The 25640-nt window shown below is 69.3% G+C and carries 23 protein-coding genes and 1 tRNA gene; 6 read left to right on the top strand and 18 right to left on the bottom strand.

The annotated features are described in order from the left end of the window. Positions 1–8: 8 nt before the first annotated feature. The gene (gene rpmF, locus IWH25_RS13710; RefSeq protein WP_203386344.1) at positions 9–188 is read right to left on the bottom strand and encodes a 50S ribosomal protein L32; all 180 of its coding nucleotides are present in this window, start codon (positions 186–188) and stop codon (positions 9–11) included. 20 nt (positions 189–208) lie between these two features. After that, complete coding sequence (locus IWH25_RS13715) at positions 209–703, bottom strand: YceD family protein (protein ID WP_203386345.1); 495 nt, start codon at positions 701–703, stop codon at positions 209–211. Positions 704–866: 163 nt separating this feature from the next. On the opposite strand from IWH25_RS13715, the gene IWH25_RS13720 reads away from it, so the two are divergent. Continuing rightward, complete coding sequence (locus IWH25_RS13720) at positions 867–1451, top strand: Maf family protein (protein WP_203386346.1); 585 nt, start codon at positions 867–869, stop codon at positions 1449–1451. After that, positions 1448–2158, top strand: a complete 711-nt coding sequence (locus tag IWH25_RS13725; protein WP_203386347.1) for an SAM-dependent methyltransferase — start codon at positions 1448–1450, stop codon at positions 2156–2158. Before IWH25_RS13720 ends, IWH25_RS13725 begins: the two co-directional genes overlap by 4 nt. Before the next feature lie 3 nt (positions 2159–2161). Here IWH25_RS13725 and IWH25_RS13730 read toward each other — a convergent pair whose 3' ends face one another. The 4 genes from IWH25_RS13730 to IWH25_RS13745 are packed head-to-tail and all read right to left on the bottom strand — an operon-like array spanning position 2162 to position 5074. Continuing rightward, positions 2162–3124, bottom strand: a complete 963-nt coding sequence (locus IWH25_RS13730; protein ID WP_203386348.1) for a S49 family peptidase — start codon at positions 3122–3124, stop codon at positions 2162–2164. Between the two features lie 3 nt (positions 3125–3127). Further along, positions 3128–3478 (bottom strand): Rieske (2Fe-2S) protein, encoded by a 351-nt coding sequence (locus tag IWH25_RS13735; RefSeq protein ID WP_203386349.1) that lies wholly within the window; start codon positions 3476–3478, stop codon positions 3128–3130. Continuing rightward, positions 3457–4113 carry an HAD-IA family hydrolase gene (locus tag IWH25_RS13740; RefSeq protein WP_203386350.1) on the bottom strand — a complete coding sequence of 219 codons (657 nt, stop codon included), beginning with the start codon at positions 4111–4113 and terminating at the stop codon, positions 3457–3459. The genes IWH25_RS13735 and IWH25_RS13740 overlap by 22 nt, the downstream gene beginning before the upstream one ends. After that, a complete protein-coding gene (locus tag IWH25_RS13745; RefSeq protein ID WP_203386351.1) occupies positions 4097–5074 on the bottom strand; it encodes an RluA family pseudouridine synthase in 978 nt (325 codons plus the stop codon). The genes IWH25_RS13740 and IWH25_RS13745 overlap by 17 nt, the downstream gene beginning before the upstream one ends. 393 nt (positions 5075–5467) lie before the next feature. On the opposite strand from IWH25_RS13745, the gene IWH25_RS13750 reads away from it, so the two are divergent. Continuing rightward, positions 5468–8239, top strand: coding sequence for an Rne/Rng family ribonuclease (locus IWH25_RS13750; RefSeq protein ID WP_203386352.1), 2772 nt, complete (start codon positions 5468–5470; stop codon positions 8237–8239). A 75-nt stretch (positions 8240–8314) separates the two neighbouring features. On the opposite strand, the gene IWH25_RS13755 is transcribed toward IWH25_RS13750, so the two are convergent. Next, the gene (locus IWH25_RS13755) at positions 8315–8830 is read right to left on the bottom strand and encodes a low molecular weight protein-tyrosine-phosphatase (RefSeq protein ID WP_203386353.1); all 516 of its coding nucleotides are present in this window, start codon (positions 8828–8830) and stop codon (positions 8315–8317) included. Next, entirely contained in the window at positions 8827–10929 is a 2103-nt protein-coding gene (uvrB, locus tag IWH25_RS13760; protein WP_203386354.1) for an excinuclease ABC subunit UvrB, read from the bottom strand. Before uvrB ends, IWH25_RS13755 begins: the two co-directional genes overlap by 4 nt. A 74-nt stretch (positions 10930–11003) precedes the next feature. Here uvrB and IWH25_RS13765 point away from each other — a divergent pair, with 74 nt between their 5' ends. After that, positions 11004–12206: an amino acid aminotransferase gene (locus IWH25_RS13765; RefSeq protein ID WP_203386355.1), complete on the top strand. Its 1203-nt coding sequence runs from the start codon at positions 11004–11006 to the stop codon at positions 12204–12206. Between the two features lie 64 nt (positions 12207–12270). On the opposite strand, the gene IWH25_RS13770 is transcribed toward IWH25_RS13765, so the two are convergent. Beyond that, positions 12271–13995 (bottom strand): AsmA family protein, encoded by a 1725-nt coding sequence (locus IWH25_RS13770; protein ID WP_203386356.1) that lies wholly within the window; start codon positions 13993–13995, stop codon positions 12271–12273. A gap of 143 nt (positions 13996–14138) precedes the next feature. On the opposite strand from IWH25_RS13770, the gene IWH25_RS13775 reads away from it, so the two are divergent. Further along, positions 14139–14214: transfer RNA gene (locus IWH25_RS13775), tRNA-Asn, on the top strand. Positions 14215–14358: 144 nt separating this feature from the next. Here the strand turns inward: IWH25_RS13775 and IWH25_RS13780 are convergent. The 3 genes from IWH25_RS13780 to IWH25_RS13790 all read right to left on the bottom strand — a co-directional run bounded on the left by IWH25_RS13780 (position 14359) and on the right by IWH25_RS13790 (position 16577). Beyond that, positions 14359–15480 (bottom strand): AI-2E family transporter, encoded by a 1122-nt coding sequence (locus tag IWH25_RS13780; protein WP_203386357.1) that lies wholly within the window; start codon positions 15478–15480, stop codon positions 14359–14361. Then, the gene (locus IWH25_RS13785; protein ID WP_203386358.1) at positions 15477–15947 is read right to left on the bottom strand and encodes a cyclic nucleotide-binding domain-containing protein; all 471 of its coding nucleotides are present in this window, start codon (positions 15945–15947) and stop codon (positions 15477–15479) included. The genes IWH25_RS13780 and IWH25_RS13785 overlap by 4 nt, the downstream gene beginning before the upstream one ends. Before the next feature lie 105 nt (positions 15948–16052). Further along, positions 16053–16577 carry a superoxide dismutase family protein gene (locus IWH25_RS13790; protein ID WP_203386359.1) on the bottom strand — a complete coding sequence of 175 codons (525 nt, stop codon included), beginning with the start codon at positions 16575–16577 and terminating at the stop codon, positions 16053–16055. Positions 16578–16681: 104 nt separating this feature from the next. Between IWH25_RS13790 and moaA the strand changes: the two genes are divergently transcribed. After that, positions 16682–17758 carry a GTP 3',8-cyclase MoaA gene (moaA, locus tag IWH25_RS13795; protein ID WP_203386360.1) on the top strand — a complete coding sequence of 359 codons (1077 nt, stop codon included), beginning with the start codon at positions 16682–16684 and terminating at the stop codon, positions 17756–17758. Between the two features lie 11 nt (positions 17759–17769). Here moaA and IWH25_RS13800 read toward each other — a convergent pair whose 3' ends face one another. From IWH25_RS13800 to IWH25_RS13825, 6 genes are all read right to left on the bottom strand, one after another. Further along, complete coding sequence (locus IWH25_RS13800) at positions 17770–18843, bottom strand: lipocalin-like domain-containing protein (protein ID WP_203386361.1); 1074 nt, start codon at positions 18841–18843, stop codon at positions 17770–17772. Positions 18844–18845: 2 nt separating this feature from the next. Beyond that, positions 18846–21356 carry an ABC transporter permease gene (locus IWH25_RS13805; RefSeq protein WP_203386362.1) on the bottom strand — a complete coding sequence of 837 codons (2511 nt, stop codon included), beginning with the start codon at positions 21354–21356 and terminating at the stop codon, positions 18846–18848. Beyond that, positions 21353–22006 (bottom strand): ABC transporter ATP-binding protein, encoded by a 654-nt coding sequence (locus IWH25_RS13810; RefSeq protein ID WP_203386363.1) that lies wholly within the window; start codon positions 22004–22006, stop codon positions 21353–21355. Before IWH25_RS13810 ends, IWH25_RS13805 begins: the two co-directional genes overlap by 4 nt. Positions 22007–22107: 101 nt before the next feature. After that, positions 22108–23178, bottom strand: coding sequence for a GGDEF domain-containing protein (locus IWH25_RS13815; RefSeq protein ID WP_203386364.1), 1071 nt, complete (start codon positions 23176–23178; stop codon positions 22108–22110). 142 nt (positions 23179–23320) lie between these two features. Next, on the bottom strand, positions 23321–25165 hold the full coding sequence (gene typA, locus IWH25_RS13820; RefSeq protein ID WP_203386365.1) for a translational GTPase TypA: 1845 nt from the start codon (positions 25163–25165) through the stop codon (positions 23321–23323). Between the two features lie 80 nt (positions 25166–25245). Next, the gene (locus IWH25_RS13825; RefSeq protein ID WP_203386366.1) at positions 25246–25632 is read right to left on the bottom strand and encodes a group II truncated hemoglobin; all 387 of its coding nucleotides are present in this window, start codon (positions 25630–25632) and stop codon (positions 25246–25248) included. Between the last annotated feature and the right edge of the window lie 8 nt (positions 25633–25640).

Raw genomic sequence — 25640 nt, forward strand, 5'->3', positions numbered from 1 at the left:
GGTAGAGCTTACTCGCCCTTGCCCTTCAGCACTTTCTTGCCGCGGTAGAAACCCGACGGGCTGATGTGGTGGCGCAGGTGCGTCTCGCCGGTGGTCGGCTCGACGGCCAGCGGCGGGTTGGCCAGGAAGTCGTGCGCACGGTGCATGCCACGCTTCGACGGGGACTTCTTGTTCTGCTGAACGGCCATAAAACACTCCTAAAAACGAGTCAGGACGCCTTGTCCTTGAGCGCCTTGAGCGCCGCGAAAGGCGATACCTTGGTTCCGCACGTCTTGCCACCGGGCAACGCGCAATCTTCATGTCGCGGCGCCACCGGCAGGACGAGAATGATCTCGTCCTCGATCAGCGCTGCAACGTCCAGTTCCTTCTGCGCAACCAGGAAATCCCGGCTGTCGTCCTCGAGCTCGTCCTGGCTCAGGTCGGCCTCGTCGGCGACCAGTTCCAGCGTGCTGACGATCGACAGCGGGTGGTCGAGCCGGCCAAGGCAGCGCTGACAGACGAGCGGGACTTCCCCGACCACTTCCAGCACCAACTGGGGCTTGCCCTGACGGGTCATTCGCCCATTCAGGCGATAGACGACGACACCGGCGATTTCCGCCAGTATGTCGTGCAAGCGCTCCAACCCGGAAACCGGCAGTTCGCCCTGCAGCGAACGGCCTTCCCGCGCAAACGACAGACTGTCAATCACAATCTGTTGCGACATAAGGCGCGCATGATATTATTTTCGTCTTTCCAAGTCAAAGCTTGCGTGCGACGTTTTTCCAGAAAAAGCACGGACTTGGCCGCCACTGCTTCCCCGATTCCTGAGCAGTGCTCAGCGATTCCGCCGCTTCCCGTCCCGCCAGCGCCCCTTTCCGGCCCCTGCCATGAACCGACCGCCGCTCGTCCTCGCCTCGACCTCGCCCTTCCGCCGCGAACTCCTCGGCCGTCTCGGCCTGCCCTTCGACATCGCCTCGCCGGACACCGACGAAGCGCCGCTGCCCGGCGAAATGCCGGAAGCCACCGCGCTGCGCCTCTCCGAAGCCAAGGCGCGCGCCGTCGCCGACCGCTTTCCGCAGGCGCTGATCATCGGCAGCGACCAGGTCGCCGTCCTCGACGGGAAGATCTACGGCAAGCCCGGCTCGCACGAGCGCGCCGTCGACCAGCTGCGCACGATGCGCGGCCGCACCGTCAATTTCTTCACCGGCCTTTGCCTGTTCAATGCCGCCACCGGCACCGCGCACGTGCGCGGCATCCCGACGCTGGTCACCTTCCGCGACCTGTCGGATGACGAGATCGAGAACTACCTGCGCCGCGAGCAGCCGTACAACTGCGCCGGCTCGGCCAAATCCGAAGGCCTCGGCATCGCCGTCATCGCCCGCATGCAGGGCGACGACCCGAACGCACTGGTCGGCCTGCCGCTGATCGCGCTGTGCGACCTGCTGCGCGAGGAAAGCGTGGCGATCCTGTGAGCGCCGGAACGCTGTACCTGATCCCGGTGCCGCTCGGCGGCAACGCCCCCGACGAGGTGCTGCCGCAGCCGGTGCTGCAGCGCGTGCGCGCGCTCGACACCTTCGTCGCCGAGCACGCCAAGAGCGCGCGCGCCTTCCTCAAGGCGGCCGGCCATCCGCTGCCGCTGCAGCAGATCGCGATCAGCGAGCTGAACGAACATACGCGCGATGCCGAGGTCGCTGCATTGCTCGCCCCCTTGCGCGCCGGCAAGGACGTCGGACTGGTATCGGAAGCGGGCTGCCCGGCCGTCGCCGATCCCGGTGCCAACCTCGTCGCCGCAGCGCAACGCGACGGCACCCGCGTCGTGCCGCTGGTCGGCCCGTCGGCCATCCTGCTGGCGCTGATGGCGTCCGGTCTCTCCGGCCAGAATTTCGCCTTCCACGGCTACCTGCCGGCGAAGGAGGACGAACGACGCCAGCGCGTGCGGCTGCTCGAGAAGCAGTCGCGCCAGGAAAGGCAGACGCAGATCTTCATCGAGACGCCGTACCGCAACCAGCAGATGTTCGACACGCTCCTCGCCGCCTGCGCGCCGCAGACCCGGCTGTGCATTGCCACCGACCTCAGCCTGCCGGCGGAATCGATCGCCGCGCGCACGATCGCCGCCTGGCAAAAATGCGAAGCGCCGGATTTCGACCGGCGCCCGACGGTGTTCCTGCTGCAGGCCTGAGGCCTAGCGGATCGCCGGCCCGTCGCCGAACACCCTGAGCGCGAGGCTCTTCGCCATGTCGGCGCCGAGCCGCTTGGCGAAGCGCTCGGCGATGTTCTCGCGCACCGAGAAATCGACGGTCTTCTCGGCCTTGAAGACATCGCGGGCAACGGTATCGACCGTGCCGAAGCCGTCGGCGAGACCGAGCTGGATGCTCTGCGCCCCCGTCCACATCAGCCCGGAGAAGATTTCCGGGGCCTCCTTCAGGCGCTTGCCGCGCCCCTGGCGGACGACCTCGATGAACTGCTTGTGGATGTCGTCGAGCAACACCTGCGCGTGCTGCTTCTGGCGCGTATCCTGCGGCGAGAACGGGTCGAGGAAGCCCTTGTTCTCGCCGGCGGTGAGCAGGCGCCGCTCGACGCCCAGCTTGTCCATGCTGCCGGTGAAGCCGAAGCCGTCCATCAGCACGCCGATCGAGCCGACGATGCTCGCCTTGTCGACGTAGATGTTGTCGGCAGCCGCCGCGACGTAATAGCCGCCGGAGGCGCACATGTCCTCGACCACCGCATGCAGCGGCACGTCCGGATGCTTGGCGCGCAGCCGGCGGATCTCGTCGTAGATGATCCCGGACTGCACCGGGCTGCCGCCCGGGCTGTTGATGCGCAGGACGACGCCGACCGTACCCTTGTCCTCGAAGGCCGACTGCAGCGAATTGATGATGTTCTCGGCGCTGGCCTCGCCCTTGGCCTCGATCGTGCCATGCAGGTTGACGATCGCAGTGTGCCTGCCGTCGGCCAGCTTCTCGGCGCTGCCGGTGTCGACCACCAGCACCAGCACGGCGATCAGATAGGCGAAGCCCAGCGCCTTGAAGAAGATCCCCCAGCGCCGACGCGCCCGTTGTTCCTGCAGGACGTCTTGCGCCAGCTTCTCCAGCACGCGGCGCTCCCAGGTTTCGTCCTTGTGCGTTGCGTTGTTCGGGTCTTCCATGAATCACTCGGTGGGGATCAGATAAACATGCCCTTCCCGCTCGACGACGGGAACGGCGACCAGCCCCTTGCCGTTGCAACGGCCGCCGAGGCAGCGGCCGCTTTCCGGGGCGTACAGGGCGCCGTGCGTGGCGCAGATCAAGTATAGCTTGGAATGGTCGAAGAACTCGCCGTGCTGCCAGTCCAGTTCCACCGGCACATGCCCGCAGCGGTTGAGGTAGGCGTATACGCGGCCGCCGAAGCGGATCGCGAACGCCGGTTCCTCCGCACCGTGGCGCGCCACCGAAAAACGCACGCCGGGGCCGCCGTCGACCAGCGCCTCGCCGGCGCAGATCAGGCGTTCGCCTTCAGCCACCGGCGCAACTCCTCGATCGCATGCAGGCGTGCCAGCGGCTCCAGCGCATCGAGCGCCTCGGGCGGATGCGCCCCGTAGGCGACGGCCAGCGCGGCGACGCCGGCGTTCCTCGCCATCTGCAGATCGTGCGTGGTGTCGCCGATCATCAGCGTTCGCTCCGGCGCGACGGCAAATGCCGTCATCAGTTCTTCCAGCATCTGCGGATGCGGCTTCGAGTGGCATTCGTCGGCGCAGCGCGAATCGTGGAAAAAAGGGCCGAGGCCGCTCACCTGCAGCGCCCGGTCGAGGCCGACCCGGCTCTTGCCGGTCGCCACCGCCAGCATGAAGCCGTCCTCGGCGAGTTCGGCGATCAGCTCGCCGGCACCGGCGAACAGCGTCAGCTCGTGGTCGCGGGAAAGATAGTGGTACCGATAGCGCTCCACCATCTGCGGATAGCGCGCCTCCGGCAGGTCGGGCACCGCGTGGCGCAGCGCATCGCCGAGCCCCAGCCCGATGACATGGCGCGCCCGCTCGTCGCTCGGCGGCTCGATGCCGAGGTCGCCGGCCGCCGCCTGGATGGCGGCGACGATCGCCGCCGCCGAGTCCATCAGCGTGCCGTCCCAGTCGAAAACCAGCAGCTCAAAACGCTTCGCCATAATCCTTCTCTTCCGTCGCCGTCAGGTGCGTGAGGAACGCCGCCAGCGCCTCCGGCAGCGGCGCTTCGAGCGCCACGCGCTCGTCCTTCAGCGGATGGGGGAAATCCATCTGCCACGCATGCAGGAACATCCGCTTCAGCCCCTCCCGCTGCAGCGACTTGTTCAGCGCAAAGTCACCGTATTTCTCGTCGCCGGCGATCGGAAAGCCGAGGTGCGCCAGATGCACGCGGATCTGGTGGGTGCGTCCGGTCTTGAGTTGGGCTTCGAGCAGGCTGAAGCGTTCCCAGCGGGCAAGCAGGCGAAACACGGTGTGCGAAAACTTGCCGTCCTCGGCAACGCGGACGCGGCGCTCGCCGTTGTCCAGCAGGTACTTGTAGAGCGGCAGCCGGACATCGCGCTTCTTCTCCAGCCAGCGGCCGGCGACCAGCACCAGGTAGCGCTTGTCGGCCTGCCGCCCGCCCTCGCGGAACATGTCGTGCAGCGCGGTCAGCGCCGAACGCTTCTTGCCGACGAGCAGGATGCCGGAGGTCTCACGGTCGAGCCGGTGCGCCAGTTCGAGGAACTTCGCCTGCGGCCGCTGCCGCCGCAGCGCCTCGATGACGCCGAAGGAGACGCCGCTGCCGCCGTGCACGGCGATCCCTGCCGGCTTGTTTACCGCCAGCAGCGCGTCGTCCTCGAACAGGATCGGCAAATCCGAACGCATCATGGCGCCGGCATCGGCCTCGTCCTTCTTCTCGGCGATGCGCAGCGGCGGCAGGCGCAGCTCGTCGCCGCGCTGCAGGCGGTACGAGGCTTCGGCGCGCTTCTTGTTCACCCGCACCTCGCCGCTCCTGAGGATGCGGTAGACGTGGCTTTTGGGGACCCCCTTGCAGACGCGCAGGAGATAGTTGTCGAGGCGCTGGCCGGCCTCTTCGTCGCTGATCAGGGCCCGGGTGACGGAGTTTTTGCTTATATCGGGCATTTTTAATATACTGGCCGGGATTTGCGTCTCGGACTGAAAGAGACGCTGACCCGTGAGACCGTCGAGCCGCGCCATCCCTGCGGCAGTTTTCCGGCAGGCCTCAGTCGCCTCGCTTGCGCCAACCTGCGCAAGATCATCCAACGCAAATCCTGGTTAAGTTCGCTCACCAAAAGTAGCGATACTACTTGATTTGCGCGTGCCCGGCACGGACGGATCACCCCGAGCAGATTCCCCGGCCACGGTTTTTCGTGGCCAGAAGAACAGAAACATCCAGCGATTTCGCACCTTTAGTTGCCAACCCGGAGAGCCATGGAGCGCCCCACCCACAACTAAACCTGCCGCTGCCTGCTTGCGGGAGCTCCGGCCGCGCCTACGCGCGGGAGCCCAAGCATCATGAAACGCATGCTCTTCAATGCGACACAAGCCGAGGAACTCCGTGTCGCCATTGTCGACGGTCAGAAACTGATCGATCTCGACATTGAATCGGCCTCGAAGGAACAACGCAAAAGCAACATCTACAAGGGTGTCATCACCCGCGTGGAACCCAGCCTGGAAGCGGCTTTCGTCAATTACGGCGAAGAGCGCCACGGCTTCCTGCCGTTCAAGGAAATCTCCCGCGCCTACTTCCAGGGCAATGTCGAGCCGTCCAAGGCGCGCATCCAGGACGTCATCAAGGAAGGCCAGGAGCTGATCGTCCAGGTCGAGAAGGACGAGCGCGGCAACAAGGGTGCCGCGCTGACGACCTTCATCAGCCTCGCCGGCCGCTATCTGGTGCTGATGCCGAACAACCCGCGCGGCGGCGGCGTCTCGCGCCGCGTCGAGGGCGAGGAGCGCAACGAGCTGCGCGAGATCATGGACCAGCTGCAGGTGCCGTCGGGGATGAGCCTGATCGCGCGCACCGCGGCGATCGGCCGCAGCGCCGAGGAACTGCAGTGGGACCTCAACTACCTGCTGCAGCTGTGGAGCGCGATCGAGGGCGCCGCCGGCCAGCAGTCCGGCCCCTTCCTGATCTACCTGGAAGGCAGCCTGGTCATCCGCGCCATCCGCGACTACTTTCAGCCGGACATCGGCGAGATCCTGATCGACACCGACGATGTCTTCGAGCAGGCCCGCGCCTTCATGGGCACGGTAATGCCGGGCAACATCAACCGCGTCAAGCGCTACCGCGACGACGTGCCGCTGTTCTCGCGCTTCCAGATCGAACACCAGATCGAGTCGGCCTACTCGCGCCAGGTCAACCTGCCGTCGGGCGGTGCCGTCGTCATCGACCACACCGAGGCGCTCGTCGCCTGCGACGTCAACTCCGGCCGCGCGACGCGCGGCGCCGACATCGAGGAAACCGCGTTCAAGACCAACTGCGAAGCGGCCGACGAGATCGCCCGCCAGCTGCGCCTGCGCGACCTCGGCGGCCTGATCGTGATCGACTTCATCGACATGGAGAGCAGCAAGAACCAGCGCGAGGTCGAGAACCGCCTGCGCGACGCGCTGCGCCACGACCGCGCCCGCGTGCAGATGGGCAAGATCAGCCGCTTTGGCCTGATGGAACTGTCGCGCCAGCGCCTGCGCCCGGCGCTCGCCGAGACCAGCTACATCACCTGCCCGCGCTGCACCGGTACCGGCCATATCCGCTCGACCGAATCGGCCGCGCTGCACATCCTGCGCATCCTCGAAGAGGAAGCGATGAAGGACAACACCGCCGCCGTGCACACGCAGGTGCCGGTCGACGTCGCCACCTTCCTGCTCAACGAGAAGCGCCCGGACATCGCGGCGATCGAGCTGCGGCACAAGGTCACCATCCTGCTGATCCCGAACAAGCACCTCGAGACGCCGCAGCACACCATCGTCCGCCTGCGCCATGACGACCTCAACCAGGAAGACCTGAACCAGCCGTCGTACAAGATGGTCGAGGCTCCGGCGGAAGAGCTGAAGACCGGCAGCGCCCAGGCGGAAGGCCGTCAGCCGCGCCAGGAAGCGGCGATCAAGCACATCACGCCGGAGCAGCCGGCACCGGTCAGCGAAGAGAAGCCGGCCGAGCCGGCCAAGCCCGCAGCCGCCCCGGCACCGGAGACCGGCATCATCGCCAAGATTTTCTCGTGGTTCCGCGGCAACAAGGCGCCGGCCGAAACGGCACCGGAACCGGCCAAGAAAACCGAGGAGCGCCGCTCCGGCGCGAACCGCGAACGCGGCCGTGACGACAAGCGCGAAGGTCAGCGCGACGGCGGACGCCGTGGCCGCGGCAACCGCAGCAGCCGCAGCGAGGACGAGCGCGAGGGTCGCGAGGGTCGGGAAGCCCGCGAAGCGCGCCCGCCGCGCGAGCCGAAGGAAGGCCGCCAGCAGGGCGCCCCGCGCGAGGAAGGTCAGCAGGCGCAGCGCGAGCCGCGCGAACCCCGTCGTCAGCGCGAACCGCGTGAACCGCGCGAGCCGCGTGCGGAACGCAACAAGGAAGCCCAGCAGGCTGCCGCCACCGAAAGCAAGCTAGCCGCCCAGGCCGGTGCCGATGCCGCGCCGACCCCGGAGGTCGCCGGCGACGAGGAAGGCCGTGGCCGCCGTCGCGGTCGCCGCGGCGGCCGCCGCGAGCGCGGCGAAGGCCGTCCGGAAGCGCAAGCCGGCGCCGACGCGGCGACCGTGGCGGCAACGCTCGAGGGCGAGGCCCTGGCGGCCGCCCCGGCCGCCGAAGCCCCGACCCTAGAGGCTGCCGCGCCGACGCCTCCGGCCGTGCAGGAAGCGGTCGCGGTCGCGCCGGCCGCCGAAGCGGCGGTTGAAACGATCACCGCGCCGGCGGTCGCCGTCGTCGCCGAGCCGCCGGCTGTGGAGACGCCGGCACCGGCGACCTCTCCCGTCAGTGCGCCCGAAGCGGCCGCAACGCCCGAAGCGGAAGCGCCTGCCGAAGCGGAAGCGCCTGCCGAAGCCGTCGTCGCCGCCCCGCCCGAGCCGCCGGTCGCCGCCGAACCGATCGCCGTTTCCGCGCAGGCCTCCGAACCGGCAGCCGACATCGGCGCCGCCCTCGAATCGTCGGGGCTGGTGATGGTCGAAACCAGTCAGGACAAGGCGCGCGCGTGGGTTCCGGAAGTCGCGCCGACGCCCGTCCAGCCGCGCCGCCGCCGACCCGCTCCGGTCGTCACCAGCGACGAGCCGATGGTCATGGTCGAGACCCGCGACAAGTAAGCCGCGGCAGCTGCAATGAAAACGGGGCGCCCGCGGGCGCCCCGTTCTTTTTTCCGCGACCCGGCGGACGGTCGGTTAGGCTGCCGCCGCCGGTTTCTTCTGACGGACCGTCGGCGTCGGCGGCAAGCGCCGCGCCAGTTCGTCGAGCAGACCCAGCGAAGCGTCCTCGACCATGTCGATCACCAGATCGAAGCCGTGGCCGAGGCCGTAGAACGGATCGGGTACCTCGTCGTCGTCGAAGTTGCGGGCGTAGCGCATGAACAGGTCGAGGCGACCGGCCAGCTCGGGCGGACACATGCGGCGCAGGACTTCGAGGTTGTTCCTGTCCATCGCCAGCACCAGATCGAAGTATTCGAGGTCTTGCGCCGCCACCTTGCGCGCGCGGATCGACGACAGGTCGTAACCGCGCGCTGCGGCAGCGCGTTGCGTGCGCGGATCGGGCGCTTCGCCGACGTGGTAACCGTGCGTTCCCGCCGAATCGACCTCCACCCTCGCCTCCAGCGAACGCTCGCGCAGCAGCTTGCGGAAAACGCCTTCCGCCGTCGGCGAGCGGCAGATGTTGCCCATGCACACGAACAGGATCTTGATCACGTTCCCGGCTCCGTATCGTGGATCGCCGCACCGAACGCGCCCGCCTTCAGCCGGAACAGCGCATCGCGGGCCGCGGCGGCCAGCTCGAACTCCAGGTTCTTCGCATGCTCCTGCATTTCCTTCTCCAGACGTTTGATCTCGCGCGCCAGCTCGCGTTCGCTCATCGCCTCGTAGACCGCCGCTTCCTGGGCGGCCTTCAACTCGCGCTGCGCGGACTCGGCGTCATAGACGCCGTCGATGATGTCCTTGATCCGCTTGGAGACGCTCTTTGGCGTGATCCCGTGCGCCTCGTTGAAGCGGATCTGCTTGGTGCGCCGCCGCTCGGTCTCGGAGATCGCGCGGCGCATCGACTCGGTAATCGTATCAGCATAAAGGATGGCTGTCCCGTGCAGATGTCGGGCCGCCCGCCCAATTGTCTGGATCAGCGAGCGCTCGGAGCGCAGGAAGCCTTCCTTGTCGGCGTCCAGAATGGCCACCAGCGACACCTCGGGAATATCGAGCCCCTCGCGCAGCAGGTTGATGCCGACCAGCACGTCGAATTCGCCCAAGCGCAGGTCGCGGATGATCTCGACGCGCTCGACGGTGTCGATGTCCGAATGCAGGTAGCGCACCCGCACGCCGTTCTCGCCGAGGTAGTCGGTCAGGTCCTCGGCCATGCGCTTGGTCAGCGTCGTCACCAGCACGCGCTCGCCGGCCTCGACCCGCTTGCGGATTTCCGAGAGCAGATCGTCGACCTGCGTCGACGCCGGGCGGACGATGACCTCCGGGTCGATCAGGCCGGTCGGCCGCACCACCTGCTCGACGACCTGCCCCTGGTGTTCCTTCTCGTAGTCGGACGGCGTCGCCGAGACGAAGACGGTCTGCGGCAGCATGCGCTCGAACTCGTCGAATTTCAGCGGCCGGTTGTCGAGCGCCGACGGCAGGCGGAAACCGTAGTCGACGAGGTTCTCCTTGCGCGAGCGGTCGCCCTTGTACATGCCGCCGGTCTGGCCGATGGTGACGTGCGATTCGTCGATGAACATGATCGAGCGCTTGGGCAGGTAGTCGAGCAAGGTCGGCGGCGGCTCGCCGGCCTGGCGGCCGGAGAGGTGGCGCGAGTAGTTCTCGATGCCCTTGCAGAAGCCGAGCTGGTCGAGCATCTCGATGTCGAAGCGGGTGCGCTGCTCGATGCGCTGCGCCTCGACCAGCCGCTGGTGCTGGTTGAAGAACTCGATGCGCTCGCGCAGCTCGACCTTGATCGCCTCCAGCGCGCGCAGCACGGTGTCGCGCGGCGTCACGTAGTGGCTCGACGGGAAGACCGTGAAGCGCAGGATCTTGTGCTGGATGTGGCCGGTCAGCGGGTCGAACAGCTGCAGGCTCTCGATCTCGTCGTCGAACAGCGAGACGCGCACCGCGTGCTCGGCGTGCTCGGCCGGGAAGATGTCGATCACGTCGCCGCGGACGCGGAAGGTGCCGCGGTGGAAATCCGTCTCGTTGCGCTCGTACTGCATCTCGGCCAGCCGCTTGACGATGGCGCGCTGGTCGATGCGGTCGCCGACGCGCATCGTCAGCACCATGCGCGCGTAGTCCTCCTTGTCGCCGATGCCGTAGATGCACGACACGGTGGCGACGATCACGCAGTCTTCGCGCTCGAGCAGGCTCTTCGTCGCCGACAGGCGCATCTGCTCGATGTGGTCGTTGACCGCGCTGTCCTTCTCGATGAACAGGTCGCGCGACGGCACGTAGGCTTCCGGCTGGTAGTAGTCGTAGTACGAGACGAAGTACTCGACCGCGTTCTCCGGGAAGAATTCCTTGAACTCGGAATAGAGTTGCGCGGCGAGCGTCTTGTTCGGCGCCAGCACCAGCGCCGGGCGGCCGGTGCGGGCGATGACGTTGGCCATCGTGTAGGTCTTGCCCGACCCGGTGACGCCGAGCAGGGTCTGGAACGACAGGCCGTCGCCGAGCCCCTCGACCAGCTGCGCGATCGCCGTCGGCTGGTCGCCGGCCGGCGGAAACGGCTGGTGCAGGCGGAACGGACTGCCCGGGAAGGTGACGACGCCGGCCTTCGCCGCGGGGGCGATGTCGGCGGCGATTTTGCGGCGGCTGTCGGGTGCGGTCATGATAGAATTTTGCGCTGCGTCAAGCCCGCAATCACCGGATGCGGGCGTTTTTCCGATTATCCCATGGAGTGCATATGAGTTCCTCGATCTTTGCGGCGGTGGAGATGGCTCCCCGTGACCCGATCCTTGGCCTGAACGAAGCGTTCAACGCGGACACCCGCGCGACCAAGGTGAACCTCGGCGTTGGCGTCTACTTCGACGACAACGGCAAGATCCCGCTGCTCGCCGCCGTCAAGGCCGCCGAGGAAGCCCGCCTGAAGGCCGCCCCGCCGCGCGGCTACCAGCCGATCGAAGGCCCCGCCGCCTACAACAACGCGGTGCAGAACCTGCTCTTCGGCAAGGACTCCGCGCTGCTCGCCAATGGCCAGGTGGTCACCGTCGAGGCCCTCGGCGGCACCGGCGCGCTGAAGATCGGCGCCGACTACCTGAAGCGCCTGAACCCGGCCGCCAAGGTCTACATCAGCGACCCGTCGTGGGAAAACCACCGCGCGCTGTTCGAGTCGGCCGGCTTCGTCGTCGACAACTACGCCTACTACGACGGCGCCACCCGCGGCGTGAACTTCGACGGGATGAAGGCCAGCCTGAAGGCGATGGCGCCGGGCTCGATCGTCGTGCTGCACGCCTGCTGCCACAACCCGACCGGTGCCGACCTGTCGGATGCGCAGTGGGCCGAAGTCGTCGAGCTGTGCCAGGCCGGCGGCCTCGTCCCGTTCCTCGACATGGCCTACCAGGGCTTCGCCGAAGGCATCGACGCCGACGCCGTCGCCGTCCGCGCGTTCTCGGCCTCCGGCCTGCAGTTCTTCGCCTCGTCGTCGTTCTCGAAGAACTTCTCGCTCTACGGTGAGCGCGTCGGCGCGCTGTCCATCGTCACCGCCAACAAGGACGAAGCCGCCCGCGTGCTGTCGCAGGTCAAGCGCGTGATCCGCACCAACTACTCCAACCCGCCGATCCACGGCGGCGCGCTGGTCGCCGCGGTGCTTTCGTCGCCGGAACTGCGCGCAATGTGGGAAGAGGAGCTGGCCGGCATGCGCGACCGCATCCGCGCGATGCGCACCGGCCTCGTCGACGCGATCAAGGCCGCCGGCGTGACGCAGGACTTCTCGTTCGTCGTCAAGCAGCGCGGCATGTTCTCCTACACCGGCCTGTCGGCCGCGCAGGTCGAGCAGCTGAAGAGCGACTTCGGCATCTACGCCGTGTCCACCGGCCGCATCTGCCTGGCCGCGCTGAACACGAAGAACATCGGCTACGTCGCCGACGCCATCGCCAAGGTGCTCTGAGCGCAGCGCCGCTCCCGCAAGAACGCCGGCAGCCGCCGGCGTTTTTCTTTGCGGCGCGGGAAAGTCAGCGGCCGGCCTGCAGCGCCGGATTGCGCAGCGTGCCGCTCGCTGTCACCGGCATGCGGATGACGCTGGCCGAACCGCGCATCTCCACGTCGAAGCGACCCGACAGCTTGCCGTCGCGTGCGATGTCGAGCGTACCGCCGGAACGCAGCGCCCCGGAGGCAAGCGCGATGTCGGTGAAGCGCACCGACTCCGGCGTGATGCGCAGCTTGCTGCCCAACTGCTCGAAGCGCGTCGAGCCGCCGGCGACACTTCCCTTCCCGGCACGCCGCACCGCCTCGACCAGATCGAACTTGCCGAGCGTCCCGCGCTGCATCGCGAAATCGCCGTCGCCGGCCGCCGCCCTGAGCGCTTCGCCCCATTCCGCGGCCGTCGCGGAGAACTTCAGCGCGCCGGCGAATTCGCCCTCGAACTGTTCCGGATAGCCGAGCGCGGCGCCCAGCCGGGCCAGGCTCATGTGCTTGACGCCGATCTCGCCGGACAGCTTCGGCTGCCCGGTGCGTTCGAAGCGCAGAGTTCCCTGCAGCGCGCCATCGAAGATCCTCGCGTCGAGCGAGCGCAGCGCCAGCGCGCGCCCGTCCCAAACCGCCTTGCCCTGGATCGAATCGAAACGGTACGGCGAATTCGGCACCGGCAGCCAGGCGTAGCCCTCGAAGTCGGCGACGATATTGGCGCCATCGGTCGTCGCCCGCAGATGCAGCGAACGCTCGGCGTTGCGCAGGCTGATCGGCTTGCCGCTCGCCAGATCGGCGGACGCGATCTCGCCGTGCAGGTCGGCCAGCGCCAGGCCGAGCAGCGACAGGCGCAGGCGACTGAAGCTGATCGCCCCCACCTGCGCCGGTGCGTTCGCCTGCGCAACTGCGGCGAGCGCCTTCGGCAACAGCGCGACGGCATCGTCGTCGAGCGACGCGGCGACGACTTCGACGCTGGAGAAAACCGGGCGCGAACCGAGCAGCGAAAACAGCTCGGGCACCAGCCGGATGCTCGCCGCCTGCGCCTTGGCGCCATCGCCGACGCTGACACTTTGCAGCGAGATCGCCGGGCGCGGCAGGAAACTGGCCTGGACCTCGCCGATGCGCACCGGCTGGCCGACGAGGCGGCCGAGCCCGGCTTCGAGTTCGGGGCGATGGCGGTCATAGGGATAGAGCGCGAAGAAGAGAAGCAGCAGCACGACGACGCCGGCGACGCCGAGCGCGATCGCGAGCGGCAGCGAAACATAGGTACGCGGGCCGCGGCGGATCGGCTTGATCACGTCGTCGTCGCCGGCGAGCATTCCCGACAGGCGGCCGGCGATCCTCGCCGCCGGCTCCTCGTGCGCCGGCGGCGGAGGCGACTCCGGCTCGCGGTCGAAGACCGACAGCGGCGCGACGCTCTGCGGCGGCGGATAGACCGACTGCGGCGAGATCGACAGTGGCGCCACCGAGAACGGTTCGACCGACGGCGGCGGTGCCGGCGGCAGTTCCACCGCCGGCAGCGGTGCCGGCGCTGCGGGGGGCGCCTCGTCCGCTACCGCCTCCTTGTCCTTGCTCAGGCGCTTCATCGCCGCGGCCTTGATGTCCTCGGCCACCTTGCGGCTTTGTTCCCACACCGAATCCGCTTCCAGTTGCGGCACGACGAGGCCATCGCGTTCGAGTTCCTGCAGCGCGTTCTCGACCAGTTGCTGATTGCCGGTTTTTTCGCACAGATCGGCGACGGTCGACTTGCCATCGACGAGAATCAGCACCATGCGCGTATTCCGCTGTACCACGCGGGTTCGCTGCCGTACCGCCTCCTCTCCCGCCGGCGTCTTCCTGTAGATCAGATTTGCGTCCATTTTTATCAAAAAAGTTGACGAACCATCTTCATGTGTCTATTATGCGCGCTTCCTGATCCCCGATAGCTCAGTCGGTAGAGCGCCGGACTGTTAATCCGTAGGTCCCTGGTTCGAGCCCAGGTCGGGGAGCCAGCAGAAACTTGATGAAAGGCCTTCGTTTGAAGGCCTTTTTTCATTTCTGCCCCGCTTCGATGCATTTTCTCTCCCGTCGCCGTCGATGGTAGCACAACGTCCTAGCGCGCAAGGCGCGGGATCGATCGACGACAGCCTCCCCCATCAGCAGCGCAGGTCGCGGCTCGCCTGCTCGCGCAGCAAGGCCCTGGCGAAGCGGTGGCGCGCGCGCAGGCGCGGGTCGGAGAGCACGGCGCCCAGCGTCTCGCCGACCGCCGCGACGATCCCGAGCAGCGGCAACACCAGCACCAGCCCCGGGACGCCGGCGATCGCGCCGCCGGCGAAGATCATCAGCACGGTCGGCAGCGGATGCATGTTCAGGCTCTTGCCGACGGTCGCCGGCATGAACACGAAGTCGTCGAGCAGGCGTACCGTCACGAACAGCGCGATCGCCGCATAGGCCACCGAAGGATTGCCCGGATGATCGGTGGCCGCGACGAGGACGACGAGCAGGCAGCCAGCGATCGAGCCGAGGTAGGGAATCCAGGCCATGACCGCGGTGACGACGCCGAGCAGCAGCGGCGAGGAGACGCCAATCAGCCACAGGCCGAGCGCCAGGCAGACGGCGTCGAGCACGGTCAGCTTGAGCAGCCCCTGGAAGTAACTGCGCGCGGTGCGGTCGACCTGGTCGAGCAGGTACAGCGTGCGTTCGAAGTAGGCGTTGGGCACGGCACGGGTGAGGAAGCGCTTGAAGCGCCAGCCGTCGCGCAGCATGAAGAAGGCGAGGAAGGGAATCAGCAGCAGCGACGGGAACCAGGCGGCGGCGGCCAGCGCCGCGCCGGCCAGGTGGCGGGCGGCGAAATTCTCGACGAAATCGCCGATGCCGCCGAGCACCGCCTGCCCGAGCTGCGCCCGCGCAGCGAAGGCGAAGCGCCCTTCGAGCCAGGCCAGCGTCTCGCCGAGGAAACGCATGCCGCCCTCCAGATAGCGCCCGCCGCCGGACTGCAGCGCCGGCAGTTGCGCCGACAGCCAGGGCGCGCTGAGCAGCATCGCCACGCCGAGCAGCGAAAAAATGCCGACGCTGACGGCCACCGCCGCGCTGTCGTGCGACAGCCCGCGCAGGACGAGCCGCTGCTTCAGCGGCAGCACGAGGTAGTAGGCGACCAGCGCGAAGAGGAAGGGCAGCACCAGCCACAGCACCTTCTGCAGCAGCGCCAGCAGCAGGCAGGTTGCCGCCAGCACGCCGGCCCAGACCAGCGGCCCGGCACGGTACGGCGGCCGGCTCACGGCTGCGCCCCGCCCGCCGCCGCCAGCTGGCGGACGATGCCGGCGTAGTGGCGCGCCAGCGCGAAGGAGATCCGGGTTGCGATCAGCGCGTGCGACTCCATCAGATTGAAGAAATCGCCGCGGAACATCACGCCCAGCTCGCAGTCGCTGGCCGCGCGCGCCTGCGCCGAGCGCGGCCCGCCGTCGATCAGCGCCAGCTCGCCGAAGACCTGGCCGGCGCCGAGCAGCGCGATCGGGCGCCCGCTGTCGCCCTGGCGGCAGATCGTCACCTGTCCGGCGAGGACGAAATAGATCGCCTGCCCCTCCTCGCCTTCGTCGAAGATCACTTCGCCGGCCAGCGCCTGGCGCTGATGGACGAGGCCGGCGACGATCTTCAGCTCGCGCGGCGTCAGTTCCGCCAGCAGCGCCAGCCCGGCCAGGCGTTGCGCCAGGCCGGTCGGCCGGGAGGGGGAGAACAATCGGAACACGGCGGATTCCCATGAAGGCGGCGAGCCGCCAATTCTATGGGAAACGCCATGACGGCACCATCGGGGACGGGCGGCGGCGCCCGCCGCCGCCCCGGATTGCGCCGTTTACTTGGCGGCGATGATGCCGCAGGCCACCCGCGCGCCGGAATTCCCCGCCGGCTGCGAGCTGAAGTCGTCCGGCCCGGCATGTACGATCACCGCCTTGCCGACGATGTCGTTGGCGCCGCCGCCGCCGACCGCCAGCCCGTCCACCGTCACTTCGACCCAGGCGTTCCCCTTTTCGTTGGCCGCCAGCTGCGGCAGGTCGCCGGCATGGTGGTTGGCGTGCATCGGGTAGCCGTGCGCCTTCGCCGTCGGGTTGAAATGGCCGCCGGCGCTGCTGCCGTCGGCAGCGCTGCAGTCGCCCTTCTCGTGGATGTGGAAACCGTGCGCGCCGGGGGGCAGGCCGGAAACGTCGGCGCGCACCATGAGCTTGGCGCCGTCCTGCCGGAAGCTGACGTAGCCGCTGGCGTTGTTGCCCTGCGTCGGATTGATCGTCGCCTCGGCGCGCGGACCGGGCGCCGGTCCGGTGGCGCACGCCGCCAGCGCGGCGGCCAGGGGCAGGAGCGCAATCTTCAGGAACTTTTCCATCTTTTGATCCTCCTCACAGGTTACGAACGGCGGTTGGCTATAATCGTCCGCAGCGCACTGCGACGACCCGTCCAACCGAGACACCCTGCCCGAAGATTGGTTCCATGCGAAACGAATCCCTGAACCCGGAAGCGCTGCCGCCCGCCCTTGCTGCGCAAGGGCCGACCACCACCCGGGAAAGCTCGCGCCATGCCGAGGGGACGCTGATCGACAAATACGGGCGGCATATCACCTATATCCGTCTGTCGATCACCGACCGCTGCGACTTCCGCTGCACCTACTGCATGGCCGAGGAGATGGAGTTCCTGCCGCGCGAACAGGTGCTGTCGCTCGAGGAATGCCTGCGCGTCGTGCGCACCTTCGTCGGCCTCGGCGTGACCAAGGTGCGCATCACCGGCGGCGAGCCGCTCGTCCGCCGCAACGTGCTCTGGCTGCTGGAGCAGATCGCCGCGCTCGACGGCCTGAAGGAACTGGTGCTGACCACCAACGGCTCGCAGCTAGAACGCTACGCCGCCGACCTGAAGCGGGCCGGCGTCAAGCGCCTCAACGTCAGCCTCGACACGCTGAAGCCGGAGCGCTTCAAGGCGATCACCCGCATCGGCGACCTCGACAAGGTGCTGCGCGGCATCGACGCCGCCGCGGCGGCCGGCTTCACCCGGACCAAGCTGAACACGGTGATGATGCGCGGCGTGAACGACGACGAGTTCGTCGACCTCGTGCGCTACGCGCTGGCGCGCGATCTGAACATCTCGTTCATCGAGGAGATGCCGCTCGGCGACATCGGCCACGGGCGCAGCAACACCTATTTCGGCAGCGACGAGGGTCTGGCGCTGCTGACCCCGCACTTCGGCTTGGTGCCCACCGTAGAAACCACCGGCGGCCCGGCGCGCTACTGGCGCATCCCCGGCAGCGAGACGCGCGTCGGCTTCATCTCGCCGCACAGCCACAACTTCTGCGACAGCTGCAACCGCGTGCGCATCACCGCGCAGGGCGACCTCTACCCCTGCCTCGGCCAGAACGACGCGATGGGCCTGCTGCCGCTGTTGCGCGCCGGCGACGACGATGCGCCGCTGCGCGAGGCGATCGTGCGCGCGATGGGCATCAAGCCGAAGGAACACAACTTCAGCGAACAGCTCGACGCGCCGAAGGTCGTCCGCTTCATGTCGATGACCGGCGGCTGAGCCCGCCCGCATCAGCCAAGCCGGATGCGTTCGCCGTAGCCGGTCATCTCCAGATAGCCGCGGCCGACCTCGCGGCCGTCTTCGATGGCGCGCACCGCGCCCTCCCAGTAGATCGCGCCGGTGCTGCGCCGGCTGTCCAGCTCCTGGTCGTCGAACAGCGGCAGCAGCCGCAGTTCCCGCGCGCCGGCGCGCAGCCGCCATTCGACCGGCCAGGCGATGCCGCTGCGCGGCGAGCGCCACTGGCGCAGGGGGGCGAAGGCGACCGCGTCCGCCGGCAGCGTCGTTGCGCCGCCGCCGGGCGAACGCAGGGTCGCCGCCGACCACAGCGGCGCGCCGTCGGCGCGGCGCAGGCGAAAGGCCATCAGCGCGCCGCCGTCGTCGAGGTTCAGCCCGACCCAGTCCCAGCCCTGCGCGCCGGCCGGCAGCAGCTCGCTCGACCATTCGTGGTCGAGCCAGGCGCGACCGCTCACCGGCTGTCGCCGGCCGTCCACCGTCACCGTGCCGCGCACTGCGAGCTGCGGCCGGCTGTAGTAGTAGCTGGCGTGGCGCGGGTCCGCGGCCTTGGCGCTGAAGCCGCCGGCGCCGTTCGGCAGCGGCGGGCCGTCCGCCGTGAGCGTCAGCGCGTAGGCGAAGTCGTCGGCGCGTACTGTCGCGCGATAGGCGTTGCCGTCCTGTTCGAGGCGCCAGTCGCCGATCCAGGCGCCCGTTTGCGCCTCGGCGAAGCCGGCGCGACCGAAGCCGACGCGGGCGCTGCGTTCGTCCTGGCGCAGCCGCCCGTGGCGCGGATCGGCGATCGCCGCATGCGCGATCAGCAGCTGGCGCGGCGCGAAGGCACTCGGGTTTTCCTCGCCGATGCCGGTGCGCACGCGGAAGAAGGTGCACTGGAAGCCGAGCGGGCTGCCGTCGGGCAGCGCCAGCCAGCCGGTGACGTACCACCACTCGTTGCGGAAGTCCGGATGCGCGCCGTGGTCGCGCGGAAAGGCGAGCGCCCTCCCCGGCCGCACCGCGGCGAAATCGACCGCTTCCGCGGCCACCGCCCAGGCCGGCAGGCCGGCGAGTGCGGCGAGGAAGGCGCGCCGTCGCATGCTCACCAGTCCTCGCGCACCGCCAGCACCGCTTCCTGGCGCATCGCCAGCCGGCCGGCGAGCACCGCCGCCAGTGCGGCCAATGCCACCAGCGCCAGCGCGAAGACCGCGAGCGAGCGCCACGGCACGTGCAGGTCCATGCTCCAGTGGAAGCTCTGCCGGTTGACCACCTCGATCAGCACCAGCCCGATCGCGCCGCCGGCGGCGAGCCCGCCGAGAACGCCAACGCCGGCCGCGAGCGCCCCCTCCTCCGCCAGCATCCAGCCGATCTGCCGGCGGCTGACGCCGAGGTGGCGCAGCATGCCGAACTCGCGCCGGCGCGCCGCCGCCAGCGCCGCGAAGCTGGCGGCGACGCCGGCCAGCCCGATCGCCACCGCCACCGCCTCGAGCAGGTAGGTGACGGCAAAGGTGCGGTCGAACAGGCGCAGGCTGAGCGCGCGGATCTCCGCCGACGACGACACGTCGAGCGCGCCCGCCGGCGCCAGCGCGCGCAGCGCACCGGCCACCGCCAGCGGCGCCGCGCCGGGCGCGAGGAAGATCGCGGCGTCGTTGGCAAGGCGGTCGCCGGCCAGGCGCCGGTAGTCGGCGAGGTCGATCATCAGCGCGCCGTCCTGCCGCGCGTAGTCGCGCCAGACGCCAGCGACGCGCAGGCGCACCGTCCGTCCGCCGAGCGGCAGCTCGACGCGCTCGCCCGGGCGCCAGCCGTAGAGGTCGCGCACCGCCTCCGAGATCCACAGCGCCGGCGCCTCCCCCGGCGCCGCCACGCCGCCGACCAGCGGCAGCTCGCGGCCGTCGGCCGAGACGGGACGTGCGATCAGCGGCAGCGGCGGCCGCCCGGGTGCCAGTCGTAGCGTCTCGTGGCGCGTGAAGCCGACGCGGGCGACGCCGGGCACCGCGGCGATGCGCGCCTGCAGCGCCTCGTCGAGGTGGCCGCTGCCGGCGGCGCGGCCGGCGCGCAGATAGAGGTCGGCGGGCAGCAGCTGGTGCAGCCAGGCATCGACCGAATCGCGGAAGGAGGCAACCATGATCGCCATCGCCGCCGCCAGCGCGACGCTCGCCAGCACCCCGGCCGCCGCCACCAGCGCATGCCCCGGCGCGGCGCGCAGGCGGGCCGCGGCCAGCCGCACCGGCGCCGGCCCGCGCGGCGGCAGCAGGCGGGCCACCCCGCCGGCGAGCGCCGGCAGCAGCAGCACGGCGCCGGCGAGCAGGCAGGCCACCGCCAGGTAGCCGCCGAGCGGCAGGTCCGCCGCCGGCGGCAAGGCCGCGGCAGCGAGGCTCGCCGCGAGCAGCGCGGCGCCCAGCCGGGGATGGCCGCCGCCGTCGGCCAGCGCCTCGTCGCCGGCCTTCAGCGCCTGCGCCGGGGCCACCGCCGCCGCCTCGCGCGCCGGCAGCCAGGCGCCGGCGACGCCGGCGGCGACGCCCAAGGCGACGAAGACGGCGGTGGCCAGCGGGTCGAACGCGAGCTGCGGGCGCAGCCCAGAGAAATAGCCGGCGCCGAGGTCGCCGCCGAGGACGACCAGAACCGCCCAGGCCAGCCCGTGGCCGAGCGCGGCGCCGACGAGGCCGCCGGCCAGCCCGACCGCCGCGCCCTCGCCGAGCAGCCAGGCGAACAGCGTGCGCCGGGAGAGGCCGATCGCGCGCAGGAAGGCGAACTCGCCGCGCCGCCGCACCACCGACAGCGCCTGCGCCGAGAAGACGAGGAAGCCGCCGGTCAAGAGCGCCATCGCCGCCAGCAGGTTCAGGTTCACGCGGTAGGCGCGCGACAGGTTCGCTGCCTGCTCGGCCGCCGCCTGCGGCATCTCGATCTGCACGCCGGGCGGCAGCAGCGGCTGCAGCGCGGCGCGCGCCGCCGCCGGCGACACGCCCTCGGCCAGCCGCAGGTCGATCCGCGTCAGCCGGCCGAGGCGGGCGAAGTGCGCCTGCACCGCGGCGATGTCCATCACCGCCAGCCGGCGCTCGTCGGCGGCACCGGGCAGGTCGCCGGCGACGCGGACACGCCGCGTCGCCGTTCCCGACAGCAGGTCGAGCGTGTCGCCGGCACGCAGGCCGAGCGCCTGCTGCGCGGCGGCGCTGACGAACAGCGCGTCGTCGGCGAGCGTCGCGAAGCGGTCGCCGGCGGCCGCCGGCCGCGGCAGCAGCGCCGGCGCCACGCGCGCCAGCGCAAAGACGTCGGCGCCGAGGAGCTGCAGCGTCTCCTCGCGTCCGGCCAGGCGCGCCTCGATGTCGAGCAGCGGGCTGGCGTCGGCCACCTCCGGCCGCGCCGCGACCTGCGCGTAGAGCGCTTCGTCGAAGCCACCGCGGGGGCCGAGCACCTGCAGGTCGGCGCTGCCGGAGAGGGTGCGCAGGCTGCGCCCGAACTCGGCCAGCGCCGCCTCGTGCACCGCCTGCACGGCCATGCCGAGCGCGACGCCGAGGATGATCGCGGCGAACGAGAACAGCGTCGCCAGCCGCCGCCGCGCCAGCGCGCCGAAGAAGACGCGCGCGAGCTGACGGACGCTGCCGCGCGCCCTCACGGCCGCAGCCCGTCCGGCGTCAGGCGCAGCACGCGGTCGGCGGTCGCCGCGGCGGCCGGCGAATGGGTGACCAGGATGCCGATCGCGCCGGCGGCGCGGACGCGCTCGCCGAGCAACGCCAAGACCTTCGCGGCGTTGCCGGGGTCGAGGTTGCCGGTCGGCTCGTCGGCAAGCACCAGGCGCGGGCCGTGCACCAGCGCGCGGGCGATCGCCACGCGCTGCAGCTCGCCGCCGGACAGCTCGCGCGGACGGCTCGCGGCGCGCCCGCCGAGGCCGACCGCGTCGAGCAGGCGTTGCGCGGCGGTCGCGGCCGCCACGTCGTCGACGCCCTGCAGCCACAGCGGCAGCGCGACGTTCTGCACCACCGAGAGATGCGGCAGCACGTGGAAAGCCTGGAAGACGAAGCCCAGCCGGTCGCGGCGCAGCCGCGTCAGCGCCTCCTCGTCGAGCGTCGCGTAGTCGACCCCGTCGAGCACCAGCCGTCCGCCGTCAGGCCGGTCGAGGCCGGCGACGAGGTTGAGCAGCGTCGACTTGCCGACCCCGGATTCGCCGACGATCGCCACGTACTCGCCGGGCTGCAGGCACAGCGAAACGTCGCGCAGCACCTGACGTCCATTGAAGCTGCGGCAGAGCCTGTTGATTTCGAGCATGGTTCTCGGGGGCGCCTCGGATTGCGGGCAACTGCCGCCGAGTATGCAGCAGAAAGGCGGCGACCGGAACGCCGCGAACAGCCGGTTGCCGGCGCCCCCGGCTAGAACAGCTCGGAATCGCCGTAGGCGATTTCCTTGAAGACGCCCGTGCGCACCAGTTCCTCGTACTCGCAGACGCGGTTGCGTCCCTGCCGCTTGGCCTCGTAGAGGCTGCGGTCGGCGCGGGCGAGCACCTCCTGCGGCAGGAAATCGGGGTTGGCGCGGCAGTAGCCGATGCTGATCGTCAGCCGCTCGACGCGCGGGAAGGCGTGCGCCTCGATGGTCTGCCGCACGCGCTCGAAGATGCTGCGGGCGACTTCGTCGCTGTCGGCGGAGACGATCGCGACGAACTCCTCGCCGCCGTAGCGGTAGAGCAGGTCCGAACTGCGGAAGGTGTGGCACATCAGGCGTGCGGCGAGGAGCAGGATCTCGTCGCCGACGATGTGGCCGTGCACGTCGTTGATCTGCTTGAAATGATCGATGTCGATCACCGCCAGCCAGTAGCGGTTGGTGGGCGCCGCGTGGCGGGCGCCGCCCGGCTCGCTGTAGCTGATCGGACGGCCGAGCGCGGTCCACAGGCGGTCGAAGCTGTTCTCCAGCGCCTGCCGGTTGAACAGCCCGGTCAGCCGGTCGCGCATGCTGACGTCGAGCAGCGCGTAGTAGTTGGAGAAGACCTCGAGCACGCCGCGGATGATCGTGTCCTCGGTCGGCGACACCTCGTGGTCGCGCTGGAAGACGAAATAGCCGCAGATCTCGCCGTCGCCGAACAGCGGATAGGCGATCGCCATCTCGCTGCCGAGGCGGCGCGTGCAGGGGCGCGAGAGCAGGCGGACGTTCTCGGTCAGCGCCCCGATCTCCGGCGGCAGGTCCTGCACGTTGAGGACTTCCTCGATGCGCTCGACGATGCGGGAAACGCCGGCGGCGTCGACTTCCTTCGAGCGGTGGTAGTGGATCACGCGGGCCAGCGCGAAGTCCTCGTCGGTACGGTAGAGCGAGGTGTTGAGGACGCCGAGCTGCGGACCGAGCGTCTTCAGCAGGCTCTGCTCGAGCAGTTCGGTGTCGCGGATCGCGGTCAGCTTGCCAAGCTTGCTGAGCAGGCTGGGCAGCCGCGTCTGGCCGGTGTCGTTGTCCATCATCGTCCCCCTGGAAGTCGTTTCGGCTGCCGACACCCCATGCTCTCAGGGACGGGGTGCGGGCAGCATGACCTGGATCAAAACCGCGCGCCACGAAAAAACGGGCATCCCGCGGATGCCCGTTGCCCGATGCCGGCGCCGCTTACGCGCCTTCGCGCGCCGCGCGCTTGCGCTCGTGCTCCTTCAGGAAGCGCTTGCGGATGCGGATGTTCTTCGGCGTGATCTCGACCAGCTCGTCGTCGGCGATGAACTCGATCGCCGACTCCAGCGTCAGCGCGATCGGCGGCGTCAGGCGCACCGCCTCGTCGGTGCCGGAGGCGCGCACGTTGGTCAGCTGCTTGCCCTTGATCGGGTTCACGACGAGGTCGTTCTCGCGGCTGTGGATGCCGATGATCATGCCCTCGTACAGCTTCTCGCCGGGGTTCACGAACATGCGGCCGCGGTCCTGCAGCTTCCACAGCGCGTAGGCCACCGCCTCGCCGTCGTCCTGCGAGATGAGCACGCCGTTGCGCCGCTCGGCGACGCCGCCTTCCTTGACCGGCGCGTACTCGTCGAAGACGTGGCTCATCAGGCCGGTGCCGCGCGTCAGGTTCATGAATTCGCCCTGGAAGCCGATCAGGCCGCGGGCCGGGATGCGGTACTCGATGCGCACGCGGCCGCGGCCGTCCGGCACCATGTCCAGCATCTCGCCCTTCCTCAGGCCGAGCGACTCCATGACGCCGCCCTGGTGGCCTTCCTCGATGTCGACGGTGAGCATCTCGTACGGCTCGCACTCGACGCCGTCGATCGTCTTGTTCACCACGCGCGGACGGCCGACCGCCAGCTCGTAGCCCTCGCGGCGCATGTTCTCGAGCAGGATCGACAGGTGCAGCTCGCCGCGGCCGGAAACGTCGAAGATGTCGCCGTTCGGCGTGTCGTGCACGCGCAGCGCCATGTTGGTCAGCAGCTCCTTGTGCAGGCGGTCGCGGATCTGGCGGCTGGTGACGAACTTGCCTTCGGTACCGGCCAGCGGGCTGCTGTTGACGATGAACTGCATCGACAGCGTCGGCTCGTCGATCTTCAGCAGCGGCAGCGTTTCCGGCTGCTCCGGGTCGGTCACCGTGCAGCCCAGCACGAGGTCTTCGATGCCGGTGATCTGGACGATGTCGCCGGCGTGGCCTTCGTCGAGCTCGACCTTGTTCAGGCCCTTGTAGCCGAACACCTGGCCGATCTTGGCCTTGAGCGGGGTGCGCTCGTGCTCGGCCATTTCCTCCTCGGTACCGAACATCACCAGCACCTGCTGGCCGGTCTTGACGCGGCCGCGCTTGATGCGGCCGACGCCGATGCGCCCGACGTAGGACGAGTAGTCGAGCGCGGAAATCTGCAGCTGCAGCGGCGCGTCGATGTCGGCATCCGGCGCCGGCACGTGCGACAGCACGGTCTCGAACAGCGGCTTCATGTCCTCGCGCGGGCCGTCGAGTTCGAGCGAGGCCCAGCCGTTGAGGCCGGAGGCGTAGACGATCGGGAAGTCGAGCTGCTCGTCGCTGGCGCCGAGCTTGTCGAACAGGTCGAAGGTCAGGTTCACCGCGTTGTCGGCGTCCGCCCCGTCGCGGTCGACCTTGTTCACCACGACGATCGGGCACAGGCCCAGCGCCAGCGCCTTCTTGGTGACGAAGCGGGTCTGCGGCATCGGGCCTTCGACCGCATCGACCAGCAGCAGCACGCCGTCGACCATGCCCAGCACGCGCTCGACCTCGCCGCCGAAGTCGGCGTGTCCCGGCGTGTCGACGATGTTGATGTGGATGCCGTTGTAATCGACCGAGGTGTTCTTGGCGAGGATGGTGATGCCCCGCTCCTTTTCCAGGTCGTTCGAGTCCATGACCCGCTCGTCCACCTGCTGGTGCGCGGCGAAGGTGCCGGACTGGCGCAGGAGCTGGTCAACCAGCGTGGTCTTGCCGTGGTCGACGTGGGCGATGATGGCGATGTTGCGGATCGGGCGGACGGACATGGAGGAATACCTAAGCCTTTGAAAAAGGCGGCAATTCTACCACATCAAGACGCCTCTGTTGCGGCGCAAAACCGCTTTTTTCAGCCTTCCCGGTTGCGCATGAAGTCGGCGGTGTTGAAGAAGGACTGCAGCAGCCGCTGGCGCAGGCCCGCCTCGATGCCGACGTCCTCCATCGCCAGCGTCATGCACGCCACCCACTGGTCGCGCTCGGCGCTGCCGATCGCGAACGGCAGATGCCGCGCGCGCAGGCGCGGGTGGCCGAAGCGCTCGACGAAGAGGTCCGGCCCGCCGAGCCAGCCGGACAGGAACATGAACAGCTTGTCGCGCGAGCCCTGCAGGTCCTCGGGGTGCATCGCGCGGATGCCGGCGAACTGCGGCGCTGCCGCCATCAGTTCGTAGAAACGGTCGGTCAGGCGGGCGACGACGGCTTCGCCGCCGATCGCCTCGTAGGGGGTCATTTCGTTCATCGGGTCTT

The organism is Azospira restricta, assembly GCF_016858125.1.
Lineage (GTDB): Bacteria > Pseudomonadota > Gammaproteobacteria > Burkholderiales > Rhodocyclaceae > Proximibacter > Proximibacter restrictus.